At 42.3% G+C, this 17,657-nt stretch carries 17 protein-coding genes; 14 read left to right on the top strand and 3 right to left on the bottom strand.

Annotation, left to right across the window (positions count from 1 at the left end; all coding sequences use genetic code 11):
* Positions 1–2: 2 nt before the first annotated feature.
* The 6 genes from C3Y93_RS06390 (at position 3) to C3Y93_RS06365 (ending at position 5,868) form a co-directional block, all read left to right on the top strand.
* Positions 3–2,048 carry a multicopper oxidase domain-containing protein gene (locus C3Y93_RS06390; protein ID WP_104852423.1) on the top strand — a complete coding sequence of 682 codons (2,046 nt, stop codon included), beginning with the start codon at positions 3–5 and terminating at the stop codon, positions 2,046–2,048.
* Positions 2,035–2,943, top strand: a complete 909-nt coding sequence (locus C3Y93_RS06385) for a copper resistance protein B (protein ID WP_104852422.1) — start codon at positions 2,035–2,037, stop codon at positions 2,941–2,943. Before C3Y93_RS06390 ends, C3Y93_RS06385 begins: the two co-directional genes overlap by 14 nt.
* A 122-nt stretch (positions 2,944–3,065) precedes the next feature.
* On the top strand, positions 3,066–4,127 hold the full coding sequence (locus C3Y93_RS06380; protein ID WP_104852421.1) for a cation transporter: 1,062 nt from the start codon (positions 3,066–3,068) through the stop codon (positions 4,125–4,127).
* Positions 4,128–4,273: 146 nt separating this feature from the next.
* On the top strand, positions 4,274–4,591 hold the full coding sequence (sugE, locus tag C3Y93_RS06375; protein WP_104852420.1) for a quaternary ammonium compound efflux SMR transporter SugE: 318 nt from the start codon (positions 4,274–4,276) through the stop codon (positions 4,589–4,591).
* Positions 4,592–4,686: 95 nt separating this feature from the next.
* Positions 4,687–5,178: a methylated-DNA--[protein]-cysteine S-methyltransferase gene (locus tag C3Y93_RS06370; protein WP_004975257.1), complete on the top strand. Its 492-nt coding sequence runs from the start codon at positions 4,687–4,689 to the stop codon at positions 5,176–5,178.
* A 51-nt stretch (positions 5,179–5,229) separates the two neighbouring features.
* Positions 5,230–5,868: a nuclease-related domain-containing protein gene (locus C3Y93_RS06365; protein WP_104852419.1), complete on the top strand. Its 639-nt coding sequence runs from the start codon at positions 5,230–5,232 to the stop codon at positions 5,866–5,868.
* A gap of 63 nt (positions 5,869–5,931) precedes the next feature.
* Here the strand turns inward: C3Y93_RS06365 and C3Y93_RS06360 are convergent, their stop codons facing one another.
* Entirely contained in the window at positions 5,932–6,699 is a 768-nt protein-coding gene (locus C3Y93_RS06360; RefSeq protein ID WP_104853254.1) for a hydroxymethylpyrimidine/phosphomethylpyrimidine kinase, read from the bottom strand.
* An 88-nt stretch (positions 6,700–6,787) separates the two neighbouring features.
* On the opposite strand from C3Y93_RS06360, the gene C3Y93_RS06355 reads away from it, so the two are divergent.
* Both C3Y93_RS06355 and C3Y93_RS06350 read left to right on the top strand, forming a co-directional pair.
* The gene (locus C3Y93_RS06355) at positions 6,788–7,447 is read left to right on the top strand and encodes an HAD-IA family hydrolase (RefSeq protein ID WP_019837216.1); all 660 of its coding nucleotides are present in this window, start codon (positions 6,788–6,790) and stop codon (positions 7,445–7,447) included.
* 106 nt (positions 7,448–7,553) lie between these two features.
* Positions 7,554–7,901: a hypothetical protein gene (locus tag C3Y93_RS06350; protein WP_004975264.1), complete on the top strand. Its 348-nt coding sequence runs from the start codon at positions 7,554–7,556 to the stop codon at positions 7,899–7,901.
* 116 nt (positions 7,902–8,017) lie between these two features.
* On the opposite strand, the gene hemJ is transcribed toward C3Y93_RS06350, so the two are convergent.
* Positions 8,018–8,470 carry a protoporphyrinogen oxidase HemJ gene (gene hemJ, locus C3Y93_RS06345; RefSeq protein WP_004975266.1) on the bottom strand — a complete coding sequence of 151 codons (453 nt, stop codon included), beginning with the start codon at positions 8,468–8,470 and terminating at the stop codon, positions 8,018–8,020.
* An 18-nt stretch (positions 8,471–8,488) separates the two neighbouring features.
* Complete coding sequence (locus C3Y93_RS06340) at positions 8,489–9,718, bottom strand: beta-ketoacyl synthase N-terminal-like domain-containing protein (protein WP_004975268.1); 1,230 nt, start codon at positions 9,716–9,718, stop codon at positions 8,489–8,491.
* 284 nt (positions 9,719–10,002) lie between these two features.
* Here C3Y93_RS06340 and C3Y93_RS06335 point away from each other — a divergent pair, with 284 nt between their 5' ends.
* The 6 genes from C3Y93_RS06335 (at position 10,003) to C3Y93_RS06310 (ending at position 17,612) form a co-directional block, all read left to right on the top strand.
* A complete protein-coding gene (locus tag C3Y93_RS06335) occupies positions 10,003–11,511 on the top strand; it encodes an EcsC family protein (RefSeq protein ID WP_104852418.1) in 1,509 nt (502 codons plus the stop codon).
* A 139-nt stretch (positions 11,512–11,650) separates the two neighbouring features.
* The gene (gene rpsL, locus C3Y93_RS06330) at positions 11,651–12,025 is read left to right on the top strand and encodes a 30S ribosomal protein S12 (protein WP_000246374.1); all 375 of its coding nucleotides are present in this window, start codon (positions 11,651–11,653) and stop codon (positions 12,023–12,025) included.
* A 179-nt stretch (positions 12,026–12,204) separates the two neighbouring features.
* Positions 12,205–12,675 (top strand): 30S ribosomal protein S7, encoded by a 471-nt coding sequence (rpsG, locus tag C3Y93_RS06325; protein WP_004975277.1) that lies wholly within the window; start codon positions 12,205–12,207, stop codon positions 12,673–12,675.
* Positions 12,676–12,806: 131 nt separating this feature from the next.
* On the top strand, positions 12,807–14,942 hold the full coding sequence (gene fusA, locus C3Y93_RS06320) for an elongation factor G (protein WP_096902149.1): 2,136 nt from the start codon (positions 12,807–12,809) through the stop codon (positions 14,940–14,942).
* Positions 14,943–15,037: 95 nt separating this feature from the next.
* Positions 15,038–16,228, top strand: coding sequence for an elongation factor Tu (gene tuf / locus C3Y93_RS06315; protein WP_004975768.1), 1,191 nt, complete (start codon positions 15,038–15,040; stop codon positions 16,226–16,228).
* A gap of 502 nt (positions 16,229–16,730) precedes the next feature.
* The gene (locus C3Y93_RS06310; RefSeq protein WP_104852417.1) at positions 16,731–17,612 is read left to right on the top strand and encodes a metal-dependent hydrolase; all 882 of its coding nucleotides are present in this window, start codon (positions 16,731–16,733) and stop codon (positions 17,610–17,612) included.
* The last annotated feature ends 45 nt before the right edge of the window (positions 17,613–17,657 follow it).

Raw genomic sequence — 17,657 nt, 5'->3', positions numbered from 1 at the left:
TCATGTCTAAATTTTATCAGCCTGCGCTGTTTTTAACAGTCTGTGCATTGTGTTCGAGTTCTGCATTTGCTGCGGTCAAGGAATATCACCTGACCATTGCAGAACAAACGGTCAATATCACGGGAAAACCTGTTCAACGTATTACAGTCAATGGACAATTTCCCGCGCCTGCACTCGAATTTGAAGAAGGCGATGAGGCGGTAATTCACGTTAATAATCAATTAAAAAATCAGGACTCATCTATTCACTGGCATGGTTTATTGTTGCCCGGTTTGATGGATGGTGTGCCTGGATTTAATGGTTTTCAAGGGATTAAGCCACAAGGACATTTTGTTTATCAATTTAAAGTACGTCAAAGTGGTACCTATTGGTATCACGCACATTCCAAAGGTCAGGAACAAGATGGTCTATACGGCTCTTTGGTGATTCATCCTAAAGCCAAGCCAGCCGTAAACGCACATGAATACACAGATCGTGATTATGTGGTGATGCTGTCAGATTTTCATGAAAAATCTAGCAATCAAATTCAGAAAGATTTAAAAATTTCAGCCGAGTTTTATCAAAATCAGCGTGAAACCTTAGGTGATGTTTGGCGTCAAGTACAGCGTGATGGGCTAAAAGCCACATGGTCAGACCGTAAAATGTGGAATCAGATGCGCATGCTGAAAACCGACCTTTCCGATGTCACAGGCTATACTTTTTTAATGAATGGCAAGACACCTGAACAGAACTGGACAGGTGTATTTAAGCCAAATGAAAAAGTGCGTTTACGTTTTATCAATACCTCTGCCATGTCGTTTTATGATGTGCGGATTCCAAACTTAAAAATGACAGTGGTCAGTGCCGATGGTCAGCCAGTCAAACCTGTTACTGTGGATGAATTTCGTATCGGCACTGCAGAAACCTACGATGTGATTGTTGAACCTCAAGCAGCGCATTATCAAATTGAAGCGGAATCAATAGACCGCTCAGGTTTTGCTGTGGGTAGCTTACAGAGTGAACTTCATTCTGCAACATCAAATCTACAGCTCCCTGCAGCGCGCCCGCGTGCTTTACTCACCATGCAAGATATGGGGCATGCTACAGAGCATTCAGGCGATGATCATTCCAAGATGAACCATGCAACGATGTCTGAAATGGATCACTCAAAAATGAATCATGCAACGATGTCTGAAATGGATCACTCAAAAATGAATCATGCAGCGATGTCTGAAATGGATCATTCCAAAATGAACTATGCAGCGATGTCGGAAATGGATCATTCCAAGATGAACCATGCAGCAATGTCGGAGATGGATCATTCCAAGATGAATCATGCAGCGATGTCGGAAATGGATCATTCCAAGATGAACCATGTAGCGATGTCAGAAATGGATCATTCCAAGATGAATCATGCGGTAATGTCGGAAATGGATCATTCCAAGATGAACCATGCAACAATGTCTGAAAATACGCATACACAACATGGCATGCCTTCAACAGAACACAAAAATGCGGTGGTATATGGATGGGCAAATGCTTCTACACCCGCGGGGCATAAAGCCTTGCACTATGAAGATTTGAAATCGCTGCAGCCACAAGCAGATACACGTGAACCAAGCAGTGAATTGGTCGTGCGTTTAGGCGGTACGATGGAGCGTTATATCTGGACAATCAACGGTAAGAAATTTAGTGATGCCACACCACTCAAGGTGAAATATGGTGAGCGTATTCGGATTAAATTTATCAATGACAGCATGATGGCACATCCAATGCATTTACATGGCATGTTTATGCAGTTGGAAAATGGTCAAACGGCAGCAGAAATGCCGAATAAACACACCTTAATTGTGCCGCCAGGTCAAACTGTAACTGCACTGCTTACTGCAGATGAATTAGGTGAATGGGCAATACATTGTCATTTGCTCTATCACATGAGCGCGGGAATGATGAATAAATTGATTGTAGCGCAGGTGAGTGAAAATGAACCGCTTTCAACCACAGCAATTCAAGCCACTCAAACCCCTTCAGCGACAGCGCAAAAAGGAGCAGCACATGCACAACATTAATCTTTTTGCGAAAACAGTTTTAAGTATTTCTGTCTGCTGCATCAGTACAGTTGGGCTAGCAGCGACAGAGGTGCATAGTGCACATGCCAGTTCAGCAGAGATTGCAACAATTGCAGCTCAGGCTGATACTCAATCGCATCAATCGCATCAATCGCATCAATCGCATCAATCGCATCAATCGCATCAATCCGATTCGTCCGTGCAAGAGTCGCAGTCACACGATCATCGTAAAGAACATGGTGCGCAGGTGTACGCGGTGAGCACTTTAGATACGCAATGGCAAGTGAATGATCATGCCGAGGGAGTGCTCAAATCTAAATTACAAACTCGTATCGGAACTGATGAAAACAAGTTGTTTGTGAAAATTCATAGCGATAAGCAAGAGTCACAAGCGACTGAATATGATGCCAAGTTGTTATACAGTCGTATGATTTCAGATTTTTGGGATGTGCAAGCAGGTGTGCGTTATCGACACGAAGTGAATCAGCAAGAGCATCAAACAGACCGAGAAGATAAGTTTGACGCTGTGTTTGGCTTACATGGTTTAGCTCCATATTTTTTTGAAACCGATGCTTATTTTTATTTGGGTGAGGATCAATATGCGGCTTTGAGTTTGGAAACCACACGGGATCTGTTATTGACTCAGAAATTGATCGCACAGCCTTATTTAGATGTAGATGTTATTCTGCAGGATGATGCCAAATATGCGAAAAAAACAGGACTCAACCGCGCAGCTGTGGGTGTGGAAATGCGTTATGAAATCAGCAAGAACATCATGCCGTATATCAGTGCAGGTTATGAGTATACGAAAGGTGATCAACACACTGCTTGGCAGTCTGCAACCGATTCCGAGCAGAGCGGCTTATATGCGATAGGCTTGCGTTTCAGGTTTTAATGATTAGGGGTATTTATCAATGATTAAGTCAATGGATCGTTGCTGCTTCTAAATAGAATAGATTGTCCCTAAATACATAGGCTTGGTTTATACTGAGCCTATTGTATTTTTGGGTGTGGCGTATGTCTTCATCAACTCAAGATCCTCAATCGAATCAAGATAAAAACTTAGAAAACCAAAATCTAAACAATACTGGCTGTGGTTGTGATACGCAAAAAAATGTAAACCAGCCTTGTGCAACTGCGCCTACACACTCCAAGTCATGTGGCGATACAGGCTGTGGTTCGTCTTGCGATACAGAAAAAAGCTGTGCTGATCAAAATAGCTGTACATCTGCAACGACTGCCAAGACAGATAAAGCAACAATTTTGGATTCGGAACTTTTGAGTCCGTGGGTGAGTGCATACCATATTCCTAAAATGGATTGTGGCGCAGAAGAACAAATGGTGCGGATTGCTTTGGCAGATCATAATGATATTGCAGCCTTGTCTTTTGATTCACCTGCACGACTTTTAAAGGTTTATCACAGCAACCAATCTGCCACAGAAATTACCCATAAATTAGAAGCATTGGGTTTGGGTGCTGTGTTGCAACAGACTGAAGCCAATACACAAACTGAACTGCCTGTATCTAACAGCGCTGCACAACAAAAAGTGCTATATGCCTTGCTTGGTATTAATGCCGCTATGTTTTTGGTGGAATTAATTGCAGGTTTAATTGCATCTTCGACTGGGTTAATTGCTGACTCCTTAGATATGTTTGCCGATGCCGCCGTGTATGGTTTGGCTTTATTTGTCGTGGGTCAATCCGCCAAGAAACAGCTCAAAGCTGCACATTTGTCTGGTTGGGTACAACTGGGTTTGGCTGCACTGGTTATCTTTGATGTCCTGCGCCGTTTCTTCTTAGGCAGTGAGCCTGAATCCATGTTGATGATGGTCATTGGTGCTGTGGCATTGCTGGCAAACGTCACCTGTTTATGGCTAATTTCAGGGCATAAAGATGGTGGAACCCACATGCAAGCCAGTTATATTTTTTCCGCCAATGATGTGATTGTGAATTTAGGTGTGATTATCGCGGGCGGTTTGGTGATGCTGACAGGGTCGAATTATCCAGACCTGATTATTGGCTTAGTTGTGGCCATGTTTGTATTGAATGGTGCGCGCAAAATTTTAAGTTTAAAATAGACGGATCATCGCTGCGCGGTGGCTTAAATTGCAACAGGAGGAACGACCTCCCTTGTTTGGGTTTTTAGAAATAGTCAAAGTGACTGAACACTCGACAAGAAAAATCTTCAGGACGGCCTGATTTCATGCTATTGAAGGAGGGCGTTATGGCCTGGATGATGTTGATATTGGCGGGTATTTTTGAAGTGGTTTGGGCGTATTCCATGAAGTTGTCTGACGGCTTTAGTAAATTAACGCCCAGTATCGTGACTCTCTTTTTTATGATTTTAAGTTTTGCGCTTTTGGCTTATGCCATGCGCACTTTGCCATTAGGCACGGCTTATACGATTTGGACAGGTATAGGCGCAGTCGGTTCATTTTTAGTCGGTATTTTTATTTTAGGCGAACCTGCTAGTGCCATGCGCATGTTGGCTGCAGTTCTGATTATTTCAGGCTTGGTACTTATGAAAATTTCATCCAGCTAACTTGGAATGCAGTCTTTTAGTGTGTGCTCAATAACAGATCGGTTTGAGTTAAAAACAGGATGACCTGATACCCAACCTGCTTGAGGAGAAAAATAATGCAATTGGCATTTACTGAAATGGACACTCCTGTAGGCGTGCTTAAATTGGTGGCTCACGATCACGCATTGGTTGCGGTAATGTGGGATAACGAAGATCATAAACGGGTACGTTTAGCCAGTTTAGTTCGACAAGATGATCATCCAATTTTGCTCAAAACTCAGCAGCAACTCCAAGAGTATTTTGCAGGTCAGCGTCAGCAATTTGATGTGCCTCTTGATTTTGAAGGCACTGAATTTCAGAAGAAAGTCTGGCAGGCGTTATTAAGCATTCCTTTTGGGGAAACTCGTAGTTATAAGCAAATTGCCGAACAAGTTGGTAGTGAGAATGCGATGCGTGCCGTAGGGGCGGCAAATGGCAAAAATCCAATTTCGATTATTGCACCGTGTCATCGGGTGGTGGGTGCAAGTGGAAAATTGGTGGGCTTTGCAGGCGGGTTGGATAATAAAGCGATTTTGTTAAAGTTAGAATCTTCAACTTCAAAAGTTTAAATGACTGAGATTCAACAACAATTTTGATCAAAATAAAATAGAGCAGGGGAAATGTTAAAAACATTATTGTTGCAGTTTTGGTGGCTTATTCTGCTTGTTGCAGGTGTAGGGCTGATCAAAATTTTCAAACCTTTTCTAAAGGGAAAGGTGGGGGAACTCGCAGTAAGTACGCATGTGAAGTTGTATTTAGATGAACGTTATATCTTGTTGAATGATGTAACTTTGCCTGATGAGTTCGCAGGAACAACTCAAATAGATCATATTTTATTGAGTCCTTTTGGGGTTTTTGTGATTGAAACAAAAAACTATAAAGGCTGGATTTTTGGTGGAGAACGCCAAAAAGTATGGACACAAAAAATTTATAAAAAGACCTACAAGTTTCAAAATCCTGTCTATCAGAACTATAAGCATATAAAAGTTTTGGAATCAGTATTGAGCGATATTGTCGAGCCTGAATATCTGTATTCTGTGATTGTATTTATGCCAGACTGTGAGTTTAAGACCTCTTTGCCCAACAATGTTTTTAAAGGCAGTGCATGGGTTGAGTATGTCAAAGGTTTTCGGCATGAAGTCATTTCACCGATGAAACTGAAACGTATTCAGCTGAGAATTGAAAAAGAACTACTTGATAAGTCTTGGAAAACCAATCGTCAGCATGTCGAAAATTTGAAACAACGGCACGAACGTTAAAAAGTTGCAATGAAAAACCCTGATACAAGGTGATCAGGGTTTGAAGGAGTTGAACGATAAGCACTAAAACCTTTTCGGAATTTTCTGTCCGTTCGGTACAGGCGTTTCCGCATATTTAAGCACACCAAACAACCAAGTTTCAGCATGTTGTACCGCTTGTTTCAGTTGATCTCCCATTGCCAAGCGCCCTGCAATAAAGCTCGCCAATGAACAGCCTGAACCGTGATATTCACCTTCAAGCCGTGGACAGCGGGTTTCTGAAACCATTTCATTGTTAATATACAGTGCATTACGAATATGATCAGGGGTATCTTCATGCCCACCTTTGACCAAAACGGCCTGCGCGCCCATTGCAAATAATTTAGCTGTTGCGCGTTCTAAATCATCTTCACCCGTTAAGGCACGTAATTCCATAGTATTTGGCGTGATTAAAGTCGCCAGTGGAATCAACTCGACAAATGCCTGAACCAAAGTCGCTTGATCACCTAAAGAACCACCACTATTGGCAACCAAAACAGGGTCAAGCACATATAAATAATCAGGATGTGCACGTAAAAAATCTGCCAGCGCTGCAATATTGTCAGTGGTGCCCAACATGCCCGACTTTACAACTTTAATGGGCAAATCATTCACCACCGCATTGGCTTGCGCCAATAACAATTCTTTAGACGTTGCTTCAAAGCCAAATACTTGCTGAGAGTTTTGAATGGTCAGTGCTGTGCAGGCAATCGCTGCATGTGCACCGCTATTGCCAACGGCTTCAATATCAGCCTGTAAACCAGCGCCACCCGAAGGGTCTAAACCAGAAAAACATAGTACTGTTGGTCGCACACACATATCCTTAATTGCTTCTATTTACGTTAGTATAGGCAACTTTGGAGTAACACTCGATAGTCATTTAGGCACATAGGCTGACATTGTGATAAAGAACCTTTTAATTGATTTAGATGGCACGCTGACCGACCCGAAAGAGGGCATTACCGCTTCTGCGCGTTATGGTTTGGCTAAGGTTGGACATCCTATTGCAGATACGGAAAATATTGATTGGATTATCGGGCCGCCCTTAAAAGCCTCTTTGGCAAAATTACTTCATGTAGATGTGCATGACGTATTGGCAGAGCAAGCCTTAGCAGGCTATCGAGAGCGTTTTGCTGCAACAGGCTTATTTGAAAATCATGTCTTTGAAGATGTTGCTGCAACATTGGCAGATTTAAAACAGCAAGGCTATCGCCTGTTTTTAGCAACAGCCAAACCTGAAATTTATGCACGCCAAATTTTAGATCACTTCGATTTATTGCAATATTTTGAATATCCCTACGGTAGCGAACTAAATGGTGAGCGTACCAATAAAGCGGATTTAATTGCCTATATTTTGCAGCAAGAACAATTGCAACCTGAACAATGTTTAATGATTGGAGATCGTGAACACGATATTTTAGGTGCACGAGCCAATGGAGTCGATTGTGTTGCAGTCGAATACGGCTATGGTTCGGCTCAGGAGTTAGACTTGGCTGCACCAAAACATAGAATTCAGTGTTTTGCGCAAATTTTGTCGGTGCTTGAACAGTTATCTGGATGAGCGAGATGCTTACATCTGTTTGCATTTCTAGCGCAGTGTTATTGCAAAGATCGTGCTTCAATATTTAATTTGAATATTTAATTTTAATATTGAAAGAGGGTATGTGATGAAGATATTTAGTCAATCTATTGCAGTAGTAGCGGTTTCAATACTGATGACTGCATGTGCCAATCATGCTGCTACATCCACAACACCTACTGCGCAGGTCGAAATGTACACATCATTGCAACATCGACAGTGTGAGCCAGATTCAGGTTTAACCCTTACGGAAATTGTTCAGCGTTTACAGCAAGCACAGATTCAGGTGAAGCGGGCCAGTGTAGGTTCAGATGGGCGGATGTATGCACAGGTCTGTGGTGGTGCAGATGGAAAAATTGCTATTGTCACGATTCCTCAATCTCAGCAGAAACAAGCAGCGGCATTGGGCTTTCAGCCTTACTCACAAATACGTTGAATTAAAGCATAAGTGCTGTTTTTAGTTGTCATCCATAAAAAAACCTCAGTTCTTTGCACTGAGGTTTTTTATAACCGAATCAGGTTGAGATGTCAGGATACTTGGCGTTTCAAATTTTAGAACTGTGGTTTTACCACGACTAAAATTACAATCGCTAATAGCAGCACAGTCGGCATTTCATTGAAGAATCGCCAGAACTTGTGTGATTTATAATGCGCATTGCCAATCAGTTTTTGGCGGTAATAGCCACAAACCAAATGGTAAATCACCAATAAACCGACCAATGCTACTTTCAGGTAAAACCATAACGCATCGTGGTAATTGCGGGTCGCATCGCCCCAATCTACCAAAAAGTGTGCCGTGATGAGGGTGGCAATCATAGACGGCCACATAATCCCTCGGTACAACTTGCGCTCCATGATTTCAAAACGCTGATGGCTCAGTGTATCTTCACTCATGGCATGGTAAACATATAAACGTGGTAAGTAGAACAATGCAGCGAACCAGCAAACCACGGCAATAATATGTAATGCTTTTACCCATAAAAAAGCATCAGAAGGTGCATCCATCGACTATCCTATAGGAGATTATTCATCCCACTTCTTGAAAATAAGGCAGGCATTTACACCGCCAAAACCAAAACTGTTACTCATCACAGTATTCAATTTTGTGTCGCGTTTTTCAAGTACGATATCAAATGCTTTCGCGCCTTCATCAAGTTCAGTGACGTTGATGTTTGGTGCAATGAAGTCGTTTTGCATCATCAAGACAGAATAAATTGCTTCTTGAACGCCTGCAGCACCCAAGCTGTGACCAGTCATTGACTTCGTTGAGCTAAGAGCAGGCACTTTACCTTCACCAAACGCACGTTCCATGGCTTTCAATTCAGTCACGTCGCCTGCTGGAGTAGAAGTACCATGTGTGTTCACATAGTCAATTGCGTCTACACCGTGTTGTTTCGCTTCGTCTAAAGCCATCAAGATACAACGTGTTGCACCTTCACCGCTTGGTGCAACCATGTCTGCACCGTCAGAGTTTGCAGCATACGCAACCACTTCAGCTAAAATATTTGCACCACGTGCTTGTGCGTGTTCAAGTGATTCAAGAACCACGAAACCACCACCACCTGCAATGACGAAACCATCACGGTCTGCAGAGTACGGACGAGATGCTGTTTCTGGTGTGTCGTTGTATTTAGAACACAAAGCACCCATCGCATCAAACAATAAGCTTTGTGACCAGTGATCTTCTTCACCGCCACCTGCAAGCATTAAATCTTGTTTACCCAATTGAATTAGGTTGTAGGCATAACCAATTGCATCGGCAGAAGTTGCGCATGCACTGGTAATTGAGTGCGCGATACCTTGTAATTTGAACGCAACACCCAAGTTTGCCGTAATGGTGTTCGACATGTTACGTGGTACGAAGAACGGGCCAATTTTACGTGCGCCTTTTTCTTCAAGTAGCTCAATCATTTCTGCAACAGATGCAGTTGAGTTACCGCCTGAACCACCCGCGATACCGTAACGTGGGTTGCCTGCTAAATCTTCTTGCTTTAAGCCCGCATGTTCAATGGCATCTACTGCAGCGTTGTAAGCGTACATCGCACACACGCCCATAAAGCGTTTTAATTTACGGTCAATGTGGTTAAAGTTTTGTTCTGCTGCTGCACTTACGTGGCTTTTGAAATTAAGTTCAGCATAAGTTGGGTTGGAACGTGTCCCAGAAATACCGTTTTGTAAAGAATGAGTCACAGCTTCTAAAGTATTACCAATGCACGAGTTAATGCCCATGCCGGTGATTACAACACGTTTCATCTACAGATCCCTTTTATGGTGATAATGTTGAGCCGAACACCGTGACTGCCAAGCAATCGCTGATACGGTATGACTCATGTCTTACAATTGCGTTCATAATAGCAGAAAGAATTTTGAATTCTTATGGCAAATATGATGCCACTTTGCAGGGAAGATCAAACCGCAGTGAAGCGGCAAATGAGATGCAGGAAGCCAACCAAAAGATACACAATCATATTGAGATAAACTTAGACTACACCTAGTATCTACCCATAAATCATAGAAATTAAAAATGAGGAGTAAGAATGTCAGATTCCAAGAATAAACAATCAAGCGGATTCTTCTCGAATGCGATTGGGGTGGCTAAAAAGCTCAGCAGTACAGGCATCCATGTATTGCAGCAAGTTGCACCGGGTACTGTAGCGAAGGATGAGCACAGTGCAAAATCAGGGCAAATTATTGAAGGTCAGGCACGTAGCTTTAGTGCTTTTCAAGCGCGTCAATATGACAATCCTCAACACATGCTCAGACAGCATGTGCCTCAAGTTTCACGTCAGCTTTTAGGTCGTCACTATAACCGCGTCAATCAGGTGGCGAGTTTTGTGTCGCCCGATTTTTCCGACAAAATTTCAGATTACCTATTTGATCAGTTGAATAGTTTTACTTCCAATATCAGCTCTGTTGATGATGTGCTTGATCAGGCTGGCGTACGCGATTTAGAAGAATTGACTCAAGATGTAGATCGTTCTAAACGAATTAGTCAGGCACTCGCAGAACAAAATAAATGGATTGCATCACTGCAAGGCGCATTGACAGGTGCAACAGGAGTAATCGGTTCAACTATTGATGTGCCTGCATCTATTGTGATGTCTTTGCGTACCATTTATCAGGTGGGACGTGCATACGGTTTTGAACTGAACAAAGACACCGAGCAAGAAATTGTTCAGTTTATTTTTAAACAAATTGATTTAGGCGTCATTGCAGAAAAGCAAGCGGTACTGATGGGGCTAAAAACCTTATCCAATATGCTGCAAACTCATGATGTGCATCAATTACAAAATATGCTCGGTTCAAGCAATGATTATGAGGCATTAAAGAAATACTTCTTGAATGAGCAAGGTCAAGTCAAATGGCCGTGGTTGAATCATGTACCTAAGTTTTCCATGTTGAATAAACTCACGCCTGTAGCAACCGCATCGGTGAGTGCAGTATATAGCTGGAAATTGGTGGAAGATGTGCATCACAAGGCACAGCAAGTGTTTTCCAATGCCCGTAGCTATTTAATTCAGCATAAAGACAGCAATTTATCAGCCATTCATGCGTATGAAAAATCGTTGGAATTGCTGGCACAGGCTGCGCCTAAACTCTTAGAGCAGTTGAAGGGCAATGAAGCCAAACATGCAGAGCAAGATGCATTAGTAGAGGGGCAAGAGAGAGCAGAATCTGCGCCGTCAGATGCTTTGCTGCAAACCGTATCAGACCATGAAAGTATCAGAACGGTAAAAGTGCAGAAAAAATCGAACAAAGTGGAAACAACTGCAGCACAACTCGATGAAAATATTCAGCAAGGTCTAGAAGAATTGGCAGATCAAATGCTAGAGCCACATGCTGAAGTTGCACCGCAAAAACCTGCTGTACCTGCAGAAGAAATTGATGAATATAGGCTGGAAGATGCTTTAGAGCCTGTGGAAGATTCAACCCAAGTGGCTGAAACTGTTTCGGAAAATCCAGTAACATCAAGTACAGAAACTGCAAAGCAGGTTACAAAAAAGCCGAGAACTCGTACAAGTACTCGCAAGCCAAAAGCTGAATAAAAACAAGTGATAAGTAGAAATTTGGTTGGTATTTTAACTGCCTATGAAATATTGACCATTTTTCTATCTTCGCTTACAATTGCATGCCCTCAAAAAGTAGTATGTTTTTGGGGCTTTTTATTAACGGGAGAATTGCCACATGGCAACAACAAATCAGTTGATCCGTAAGGGTCGTACGACTTTGGTTGAAAAATCAAAAGTTCCTGCGTTGAAGGCTTGTCCACAACGTCGTGGTGTTTGTACACGTGTTTACACAACTACACCTAAAAAACCTAACTCAGCAATGCGTAAAGTTTGCCGTGTTCGCTTAACTTCAGGTTTTGAAGTTTCTAGCTACATCGGTGGTGAAGGTCACAACCTACAAGAGCACAGTGTTGTTCTTATCCGTGGTGGTCGTGTTAAAGACTTACCAGGTGTACGTTACCATACCGTTCGTGGTTCTTTAGACTGTGCTGGCGTGAAAGATCGTAACCAGTCACGTTCTAAATACGGTGCTAAACGTCCTAAGAAATAATCTTTTAAAGATTAAACTCTTAGTTCGTAGAACTGCAATCCTTTATCGTCTCGCTTGTCTGATTTCTGCATTTAATTTTGTGAAATTCAAGCGACGTGTAGTAAGGCCAGCGAAATGCACACGACACTTTGTGCTACGGCTGGATCACCCTGAAGTGTCATATTTATAGGTAGTTTAAAATGCCAAGACGTCGCGTAGTCGCTGCTCGTGAAATCCTTCCGGATCCTAAATTCAGCAGCCAAACAATCGCTAAATTCATGAACCACGTAATGCAAGATGGTAAAAAATCTATTGCTGAAAGTATCGTTTACGGTGCTTTAGACCGCGTTCAAGAAAAATCTAAAGTAGACCCAGTTGAATTTTTTGAAGCTACGCTTGAAAAAGTTCGTCCAATGGTCGAAGTAAAAGCACGCCGTGTTGGTGGTGCTACTTATCAAGTTCCTATGGAAGTACGCCCATCCCGTCGTACTGCTTTAGCGATGCGTTGGTTGGTAGATGCTGCTGCTAAGCGTTCTGAAAAAACTATGGCGTTACGTCTTGCTGGCGAGTTGCTTGATGCATCTGAAGGTAAAGGCGCGGCGATCAAAAAACGTGAAGATGTGCACCGTATGGCTGAAGCCAACAAAGCCTTCTCTCACTACCGTTTCTAAGCGGATAAAACAGGCCCTAATCAGGAGGGTGATGAATCGGTTGTCACTGAATTGTCATCAAATCGCTTTAAGTTGCTAGGCAGCTTAAAGCGTCCTGTTTTAAACAACAAAATTTAGGAATGCTAGAAATCATGGCACGTCAAACCCCAATTTCTCGTTACCGTAACATTGGTATCTCTGCGCACATCGATGCGGGTAAAACAACAACTTCAGAACGTATTTTGTTCTATACAGGTGAAAGTCACAAACTTGGTGAAACTCACGAAGGTTCAGCAACAACTGACTGGATGGAACAAGAGCAAGAACGTGGTATTACTATTACCTCAGCAGCTGTAACATGCTTCTGGAAAGGTATGGGTAACCAATTTGACCAACACCGTATTAACGTAATTGACACCCCAGGACACGTTGACTTCACAATCGAAGTTGAGCGTTCTATGCGTGTTCTTGACGGTGCATGTATGGTTTACTGTGCTGTAGGTGGTGTACAACCTCAGTCTGAAACTGTATGGCGTCAAGCAAACAAATATAAAGTACCTCGTTTAGCGTTCGTGAACAAAATGGACCGTACAGGTGCAAACTTCTTCCGCGTTGTTGAACAAATGAAAACTCGCTTGGGTGCAAACCCAGTGCCTATCGTTGTACCAGTGGGTGCAGAAGACACATTCACAGGTGTTGTTGACTTAATCGAAATGAAGGCAATCATCTGGGATGAAGCTTCACAAGGTATGAAGTTTGAATACGGTGAGATTCCAGCTGACCTTCAAGCAACTGCTGAAGAATGGCGTACGAACATGGTTGAAGCTGCTGCAGAAGCATCAGAAGAACTCATGGACAAGTACCTAGAAAATGGCGAACTTTCTAAAGAAGAAATCGTTGCTGGTTTACGTCAACGTACATTAGCGGGTGAAATTCAACCTGCAATGTGTGGTTCTGCATTCAAAAACAAAGGTGTTCAACGTATGTTGGACGCAGTAATTGAATTCTTACCTGCACCAACTGACGTTGAAGCGATCAAAGGTATCTTAGACGACAAAGACGAAACTGAAGGTTCTCGTGAAGCGTCTGACGAAGCACCTTTCGCAGCGTTAGCGTTCAAAATCATGAACGACAAATTCGTTGGTAACTTAACGTTCGTACGTGTTTACTCTGGTGTTCTTAAAGCGGGTAGCCCGGTTTATAACCCAGTGAAAATGAAGCGTGAGCGTATTGGTCGTATCGTACAGATGCACGCAAATGACCGTCACGACATCGAAGAAATTCGTGCAGGTGACATCGCAGCGTGTGTAGGTCTTAAAGATACAACCACTGGTGATACATTATGTGACGAAAACCACGTAATTACACTAGAGCGTATGGAATTCCCAGAGCCAGTAATTGCATTGGCTGTTGAACCTAAAACTAAAGCTGACCAAGAAAAAATGTCAGTTGCTTTAGGTCGCTTGGCGAAAGAAGATCCATCATTCCGCGTTCGTACAGACGAAGAATCTGGTCAAACGATCATTGCGGGTATGGGCGAGCTTCACCTTGACATCATCGTTGACCGTATGAAGCGTGAATTCAACGTAGAAGCGAACATTGGTAAACCAATGGTTGCATACCGCGAAACGATCAAAAAGACGATTGAGCAAGAAGGTAAATTCGTACGTCAAACTGGTGGTAAAGGTAAATTCGGTCACGTATTCGTACGTTTAGAGCCGCTTGATCCTGAAGCTGGTAAAGACTACGAATTCGCTGAAGAAGTTGTAGGTGGTGTAGTACCTAAAGAATTCTTCGGTGCAGTAGACAAAGGTATCCAAGAACGTATGAAGAATGGTGTCTTGGCTGGTTACCCAGTTGTAGGCATTAAAGCGACATTATTCGACGGTTCTTACCACGATGTCGACTCTGACGAATTATCGTTCAAAATGGCGGGTTCTTACGCATTCCGTGACGGTTTCATGAAAGCAGATCCTGTTCTTCTTGAGCCAATCATGAAAGTTGAAGTAGAAACTCCAGAAGACTACATGGGCGATATCATGGGTGACTTAAACCGTCGTCGTGGTATGGTTCAAGGTATGGACGACTTACCTGGTGGTACTAAAGCAATTCGTGCAGAAGTTCCACTTGCAGAGATGTTTGGTTACGCAACACACATGCGTTCTATGTCTCAAGGTCGTGCGACTTACTCTATGGAATTTGCTAAATATGCTGAAACTCCACGTAACGTGGCAGATGGCATCATTGCTAAATTCCAGTCTGGTGGTAAAAAAGGTGACGACGAGTAATCTTTCGATTACTATAAGCGCAAACTAATTCATAGTTAAAAAACCTAATGCTCATGGAGTGATCCTCCATGAGTTGTTTTAAAAAGGAAGATCTCATGGCTAAGGCTAAGTTCGAACGTAATAAGCCACACGTTAACGTGGGCACAATCGGTCACGTTGACCATGGTAAAACAACTTTAACAGCTGCGATTGCTACAGTATGTGCACGTAAGTTTGGTGGTGAAGCGAAAGATTACGCTGCTATCGACTCTGCACCAGAAGAAAAAGCACGTGGTATTACAATTAATACTTCTCACGTAGAATACGATTCTCCAACTCGTCACTACGCGCACGTAGACTGCCCAGGCCACGCCGACTATGTTAAAAACATGATCACTGGTGCTGCTCAGATGGATGGTGCGATCCTTGTTTGTTCAGCGACTGATGGTCCAATGCCACAAACTCGTGAACACATCCTTCTTTCTCGTCAGGTAGGTGTACCTTACATCATCGTATTCTTAAACAAATGCGATATCGTAGACGACGAAGAGTTAATCGAATTAGTTGAAATGGAAGTTCGTGAACTTCTTTCTACTTACGACTTCCCAGGCGACGACACTCCAGTAATCCGTGGTTCAGCACTTGCTGCACTTAACGGTGAATCAGGTCAATATGGCGAAGATGCTGTAGTTGCTCTTGTTGAAGCGCTTGATACTTACATCCCAGAGCCAGTACGTGCAATCGATCAAGCATTCTTAATGCCAATCGAAGACGTATTCTCTATTTCTGGTCGTGGTACAGTAGTAACTGGCCGTGTAGAAACTGGTATCGTGAAAGTAGGCGAAGAAGTTGAAATCGTTGGTATCAAAGACACAGTTAAAACAACTGTAACTGGCGTAGAAATGTTCCGTAAACTTCTTGACGAAGGTCGTGCGGGCGAGAACTGTGGTGTTCTTTTACGTGGTACTAAGCGTGAAGACGTACAACGTGGTCAAGTACTTGCTAAACCAGGTACAATCAAGCCACACACTAAATTCGATGCGGAAGTATACGTACTTTCTAAAGAAGAAGGTGGTCGTCACACTCCATTCCTTAACGGTTACCGTCCACAATTCTATTTCCGTACAACTGACGTAACTGGTGCAATCCAGTTGAAAGAAGGCGTTGAAATGGTAATGCCAGGTGACAACGTTGAAATGTCAGTAGAATTAATCCACCCAATCGCAATGGACCCAGGTCTACGTTTTGCGATCCGTGAAGGTGGTCGTACTGTAGGTGCTGGTGTTGTTGCTAAAGTAACAGCATAATCACTTTATAGTGTGAAAAAGCGCTCCATTTGGGGCGCTTTTTTTATGGCTGTATTTTGTGTGCTAGTTTCCAGATGGATGAAAGCTTGTCCAACTGTATTGATGGATGAAATAGCTGTTCTTTAAACCTTGAATCAATCTAAAACCATTTTATGAACATTCTTTTGCTGCGGTTTAGTTGCCTTTTTTTCTCTTACATCATAAAAATAATTTTGCTGTCTAATTATTCTTGCTCTTACGTCATAAAAAATCATCGTCTATTTTTTTACTCTTGCGTCGTAAAAATAATTTCATTGTCTATTTTTTACTCTTGCGTCACAAAAAATAATTTCACTTATCATTATTTTTTATTCCTCATGTCCTGAACTGACAACTCACTGTCCTTAACTGCACTTAAATACCGCACAGAAAACCGTAATATGAACTCATACCGAAAAATAAAAAATATAGCGGGTTACAGGAAATGAATGACTGCATTGTTGTAACCTCAGGAGTGAGCAACATGAATGCTAAAGTGAGTATTAGTGAACGTGCAGGGGCGAGTTTTCCTGTCCGTCGAATGAATTTCAACTTTGATGCTGTACCTGAATATTGGATGAATGGTAATGCAGGTCTAACGCATTTTATGACTGCATTATCTGCGTTATTTCCCGCAGGTGAGAAGTTCTTTATAGACAGTGTGCGTGCTGTGCGTTATCACCCAATGCTGAAAGACAATGCAGATTTACAGAAAGAAATCAGTGCATTTATTGGACAAGAAGCCATGCACACGCATGAGCATGTCGGTTTTAATGCCTCTGCACAGAAATTTGGGCATGATGTTGATACTTTGGATTGTTATACAGATACTGTGATTCAAACTACACGCAAATTTATGGCAAAGTTGGCTAAACCGATTGGCATTACACAGAAAATGGTAGATTTAACTGCGACCACTGCGCTAGAACATTTCACAGCTACGATTGCCTCACAATTATTGACAAATTCACATATTCAAGAATTGATGACCGATGACACCATGAAAACTATGTGGTTGTGGCATGCGATTGAAGAAAACGAACATAAAGCTGTTGCGTATGATGTATTTGAAGGTGTGTTTGGCAAAGGTCTGAAAGCCTATGCACTACGTACAAGTTCTTTGGTTATTTCGATGCTGACTTTGTTTTTAGTTCAAAACTATTTTCTATTGCGTTTGTTAAAACAAGATAAGCAATTGAATCTAGAAAATTTACGCATGATTTATCGTTATGCTTATAGCCCATCAAAAGGGATTATTACCGGCATGGGCAAAGAAATGTTGTTCTATTTCAAGCCGAATTTTCATCCTAACGATTTTGACACCACAGCTTTATTAAATACTTGGAAAGCTAAATTAGGCTTTTAAACTTTTCCCTTTGGTCAGGCAACGCAAGTTGCCTTTTTTTTTGCT

Source organism: Acinetobacter sp. SWBY1 (genome assembly GCF_002946595.1).
Taxonomy (GTDB): Bacteria; Pseudomonadota; Gammaproteobacteria; order Pseudomonadales; family Moraxellaceae; genus Acinetobacter; species Acinetobacter towneri.
Note: the sequence above shows the minus strand (reverse complement) of the source record. Positions and strands in the feature narration are given on the sequence as shown.

Excerpts from the sequence above, each read along its gene's own strand:
- C3Y93_RS06390 (WP_104852423.1), top strand. The coding sequence starts at position 3 with ATGTCTAAATTTTATCAGCCTGCGCTGTTTTTAACAGTCTGTGCATTG.
- C3Y93_RS06340 (WP_004975268.1), bottom strand. The coding sequence starts at position 9,718 with ATGAAACGTGTTGTAATCACCGGCATGGGCATTAACTCGTGCATTGGT.
- rpsL (WP_000246374.1), top strand. The coding sequence starts at position 11,651 with ATGGCAACAACAAATCAGTTGATCCGTAAGGGTCGTACGACTTTGGTT.
- rpsG (WP_004975277.1), top strand. The coding sequence starts at position 12,205 with ATGCCAAGACGTCGCGTAGTCGCTGCTCGTGAAATCCTTCCGGATCCT.
- fusA (WP_096902149.1), top strand. The coding sequence starts at position 12,807 with ATGGCACGTCAAACCCCAATTTCTCGTTACCGTAACATTGGTATCTCT.
- C3Y93_RS06385 (WP_104852422.1), top strand. The coding sequence starts at position 2,035 with ATGCACAACATTAATCTTTTTGCGAAAACAGTTTTAAGTATTTCTGTC.
- sugE (WP_104852420.1), top strand. The coding sequence starts at position 4,274 with ATGGCCTGGATGATGTTGATATTGGCGGGTATTTTTGAAGTGGTTTGG.
- hemJ (WP_004975266.1), bottom strand. The coding sequence starts at position 8,470 with ATGGATGCACCTTCTGATGCTTTTTTATGGGTAAAAGCATTACATATT.
- C3Y93_RS06350 (WP_004975264.1), top strand. The coding sequence starts at position 7,554 with ATGAAGATATTTAGTCAATCTATTGCAGTAGTAGCGGTTTCAATACTG.
- C3Y93_RS06335 (WP_104852418.1), top strand. The coding sequence starts at position 10,003 with ATGTCAGATTCCAAGAATAAACAATCAAGCGGATTCTTCTCGAATGCG.
- C3Y93_RS06370 (WP_004975257.1), top strand. The coding sequence starts at position 4,687 with ATGCAATTGGCATTTACTGAAATGGACACTCCTGTAGGCGTGCTTAAA.
- tuf (WP_004975768.1), top strand. The coding sequence starts at position 15,038 with ATGGCTAAGGCTAAGTTCGAACGTAATAAGCCACACGTTAACGTGGGC.
- C3Y93_RS06310 (WP_104852417.1), top strand. The coding sequence starts at position 16,731 with ATGAATGCTAAAGTGAGTATTAGTGAACGTGCAGGGGCGAGTTTTCCT.
- C3Y93_RS06380 (WP_104852421.1), top strand. The coding sequence starts at position 3,066 with ATGTCTTCATCAACTCAAGATCCTCAATCGAATCAAGATAAAAACTTA.
- C3Y93_RS06365 (WP_104852419.1), top strand. The coding sequence starts at position 5,230 with ATGTTAAAAACATTATTGTTGCAGTTTTGGTGGCTTATTCTGCTTGTT.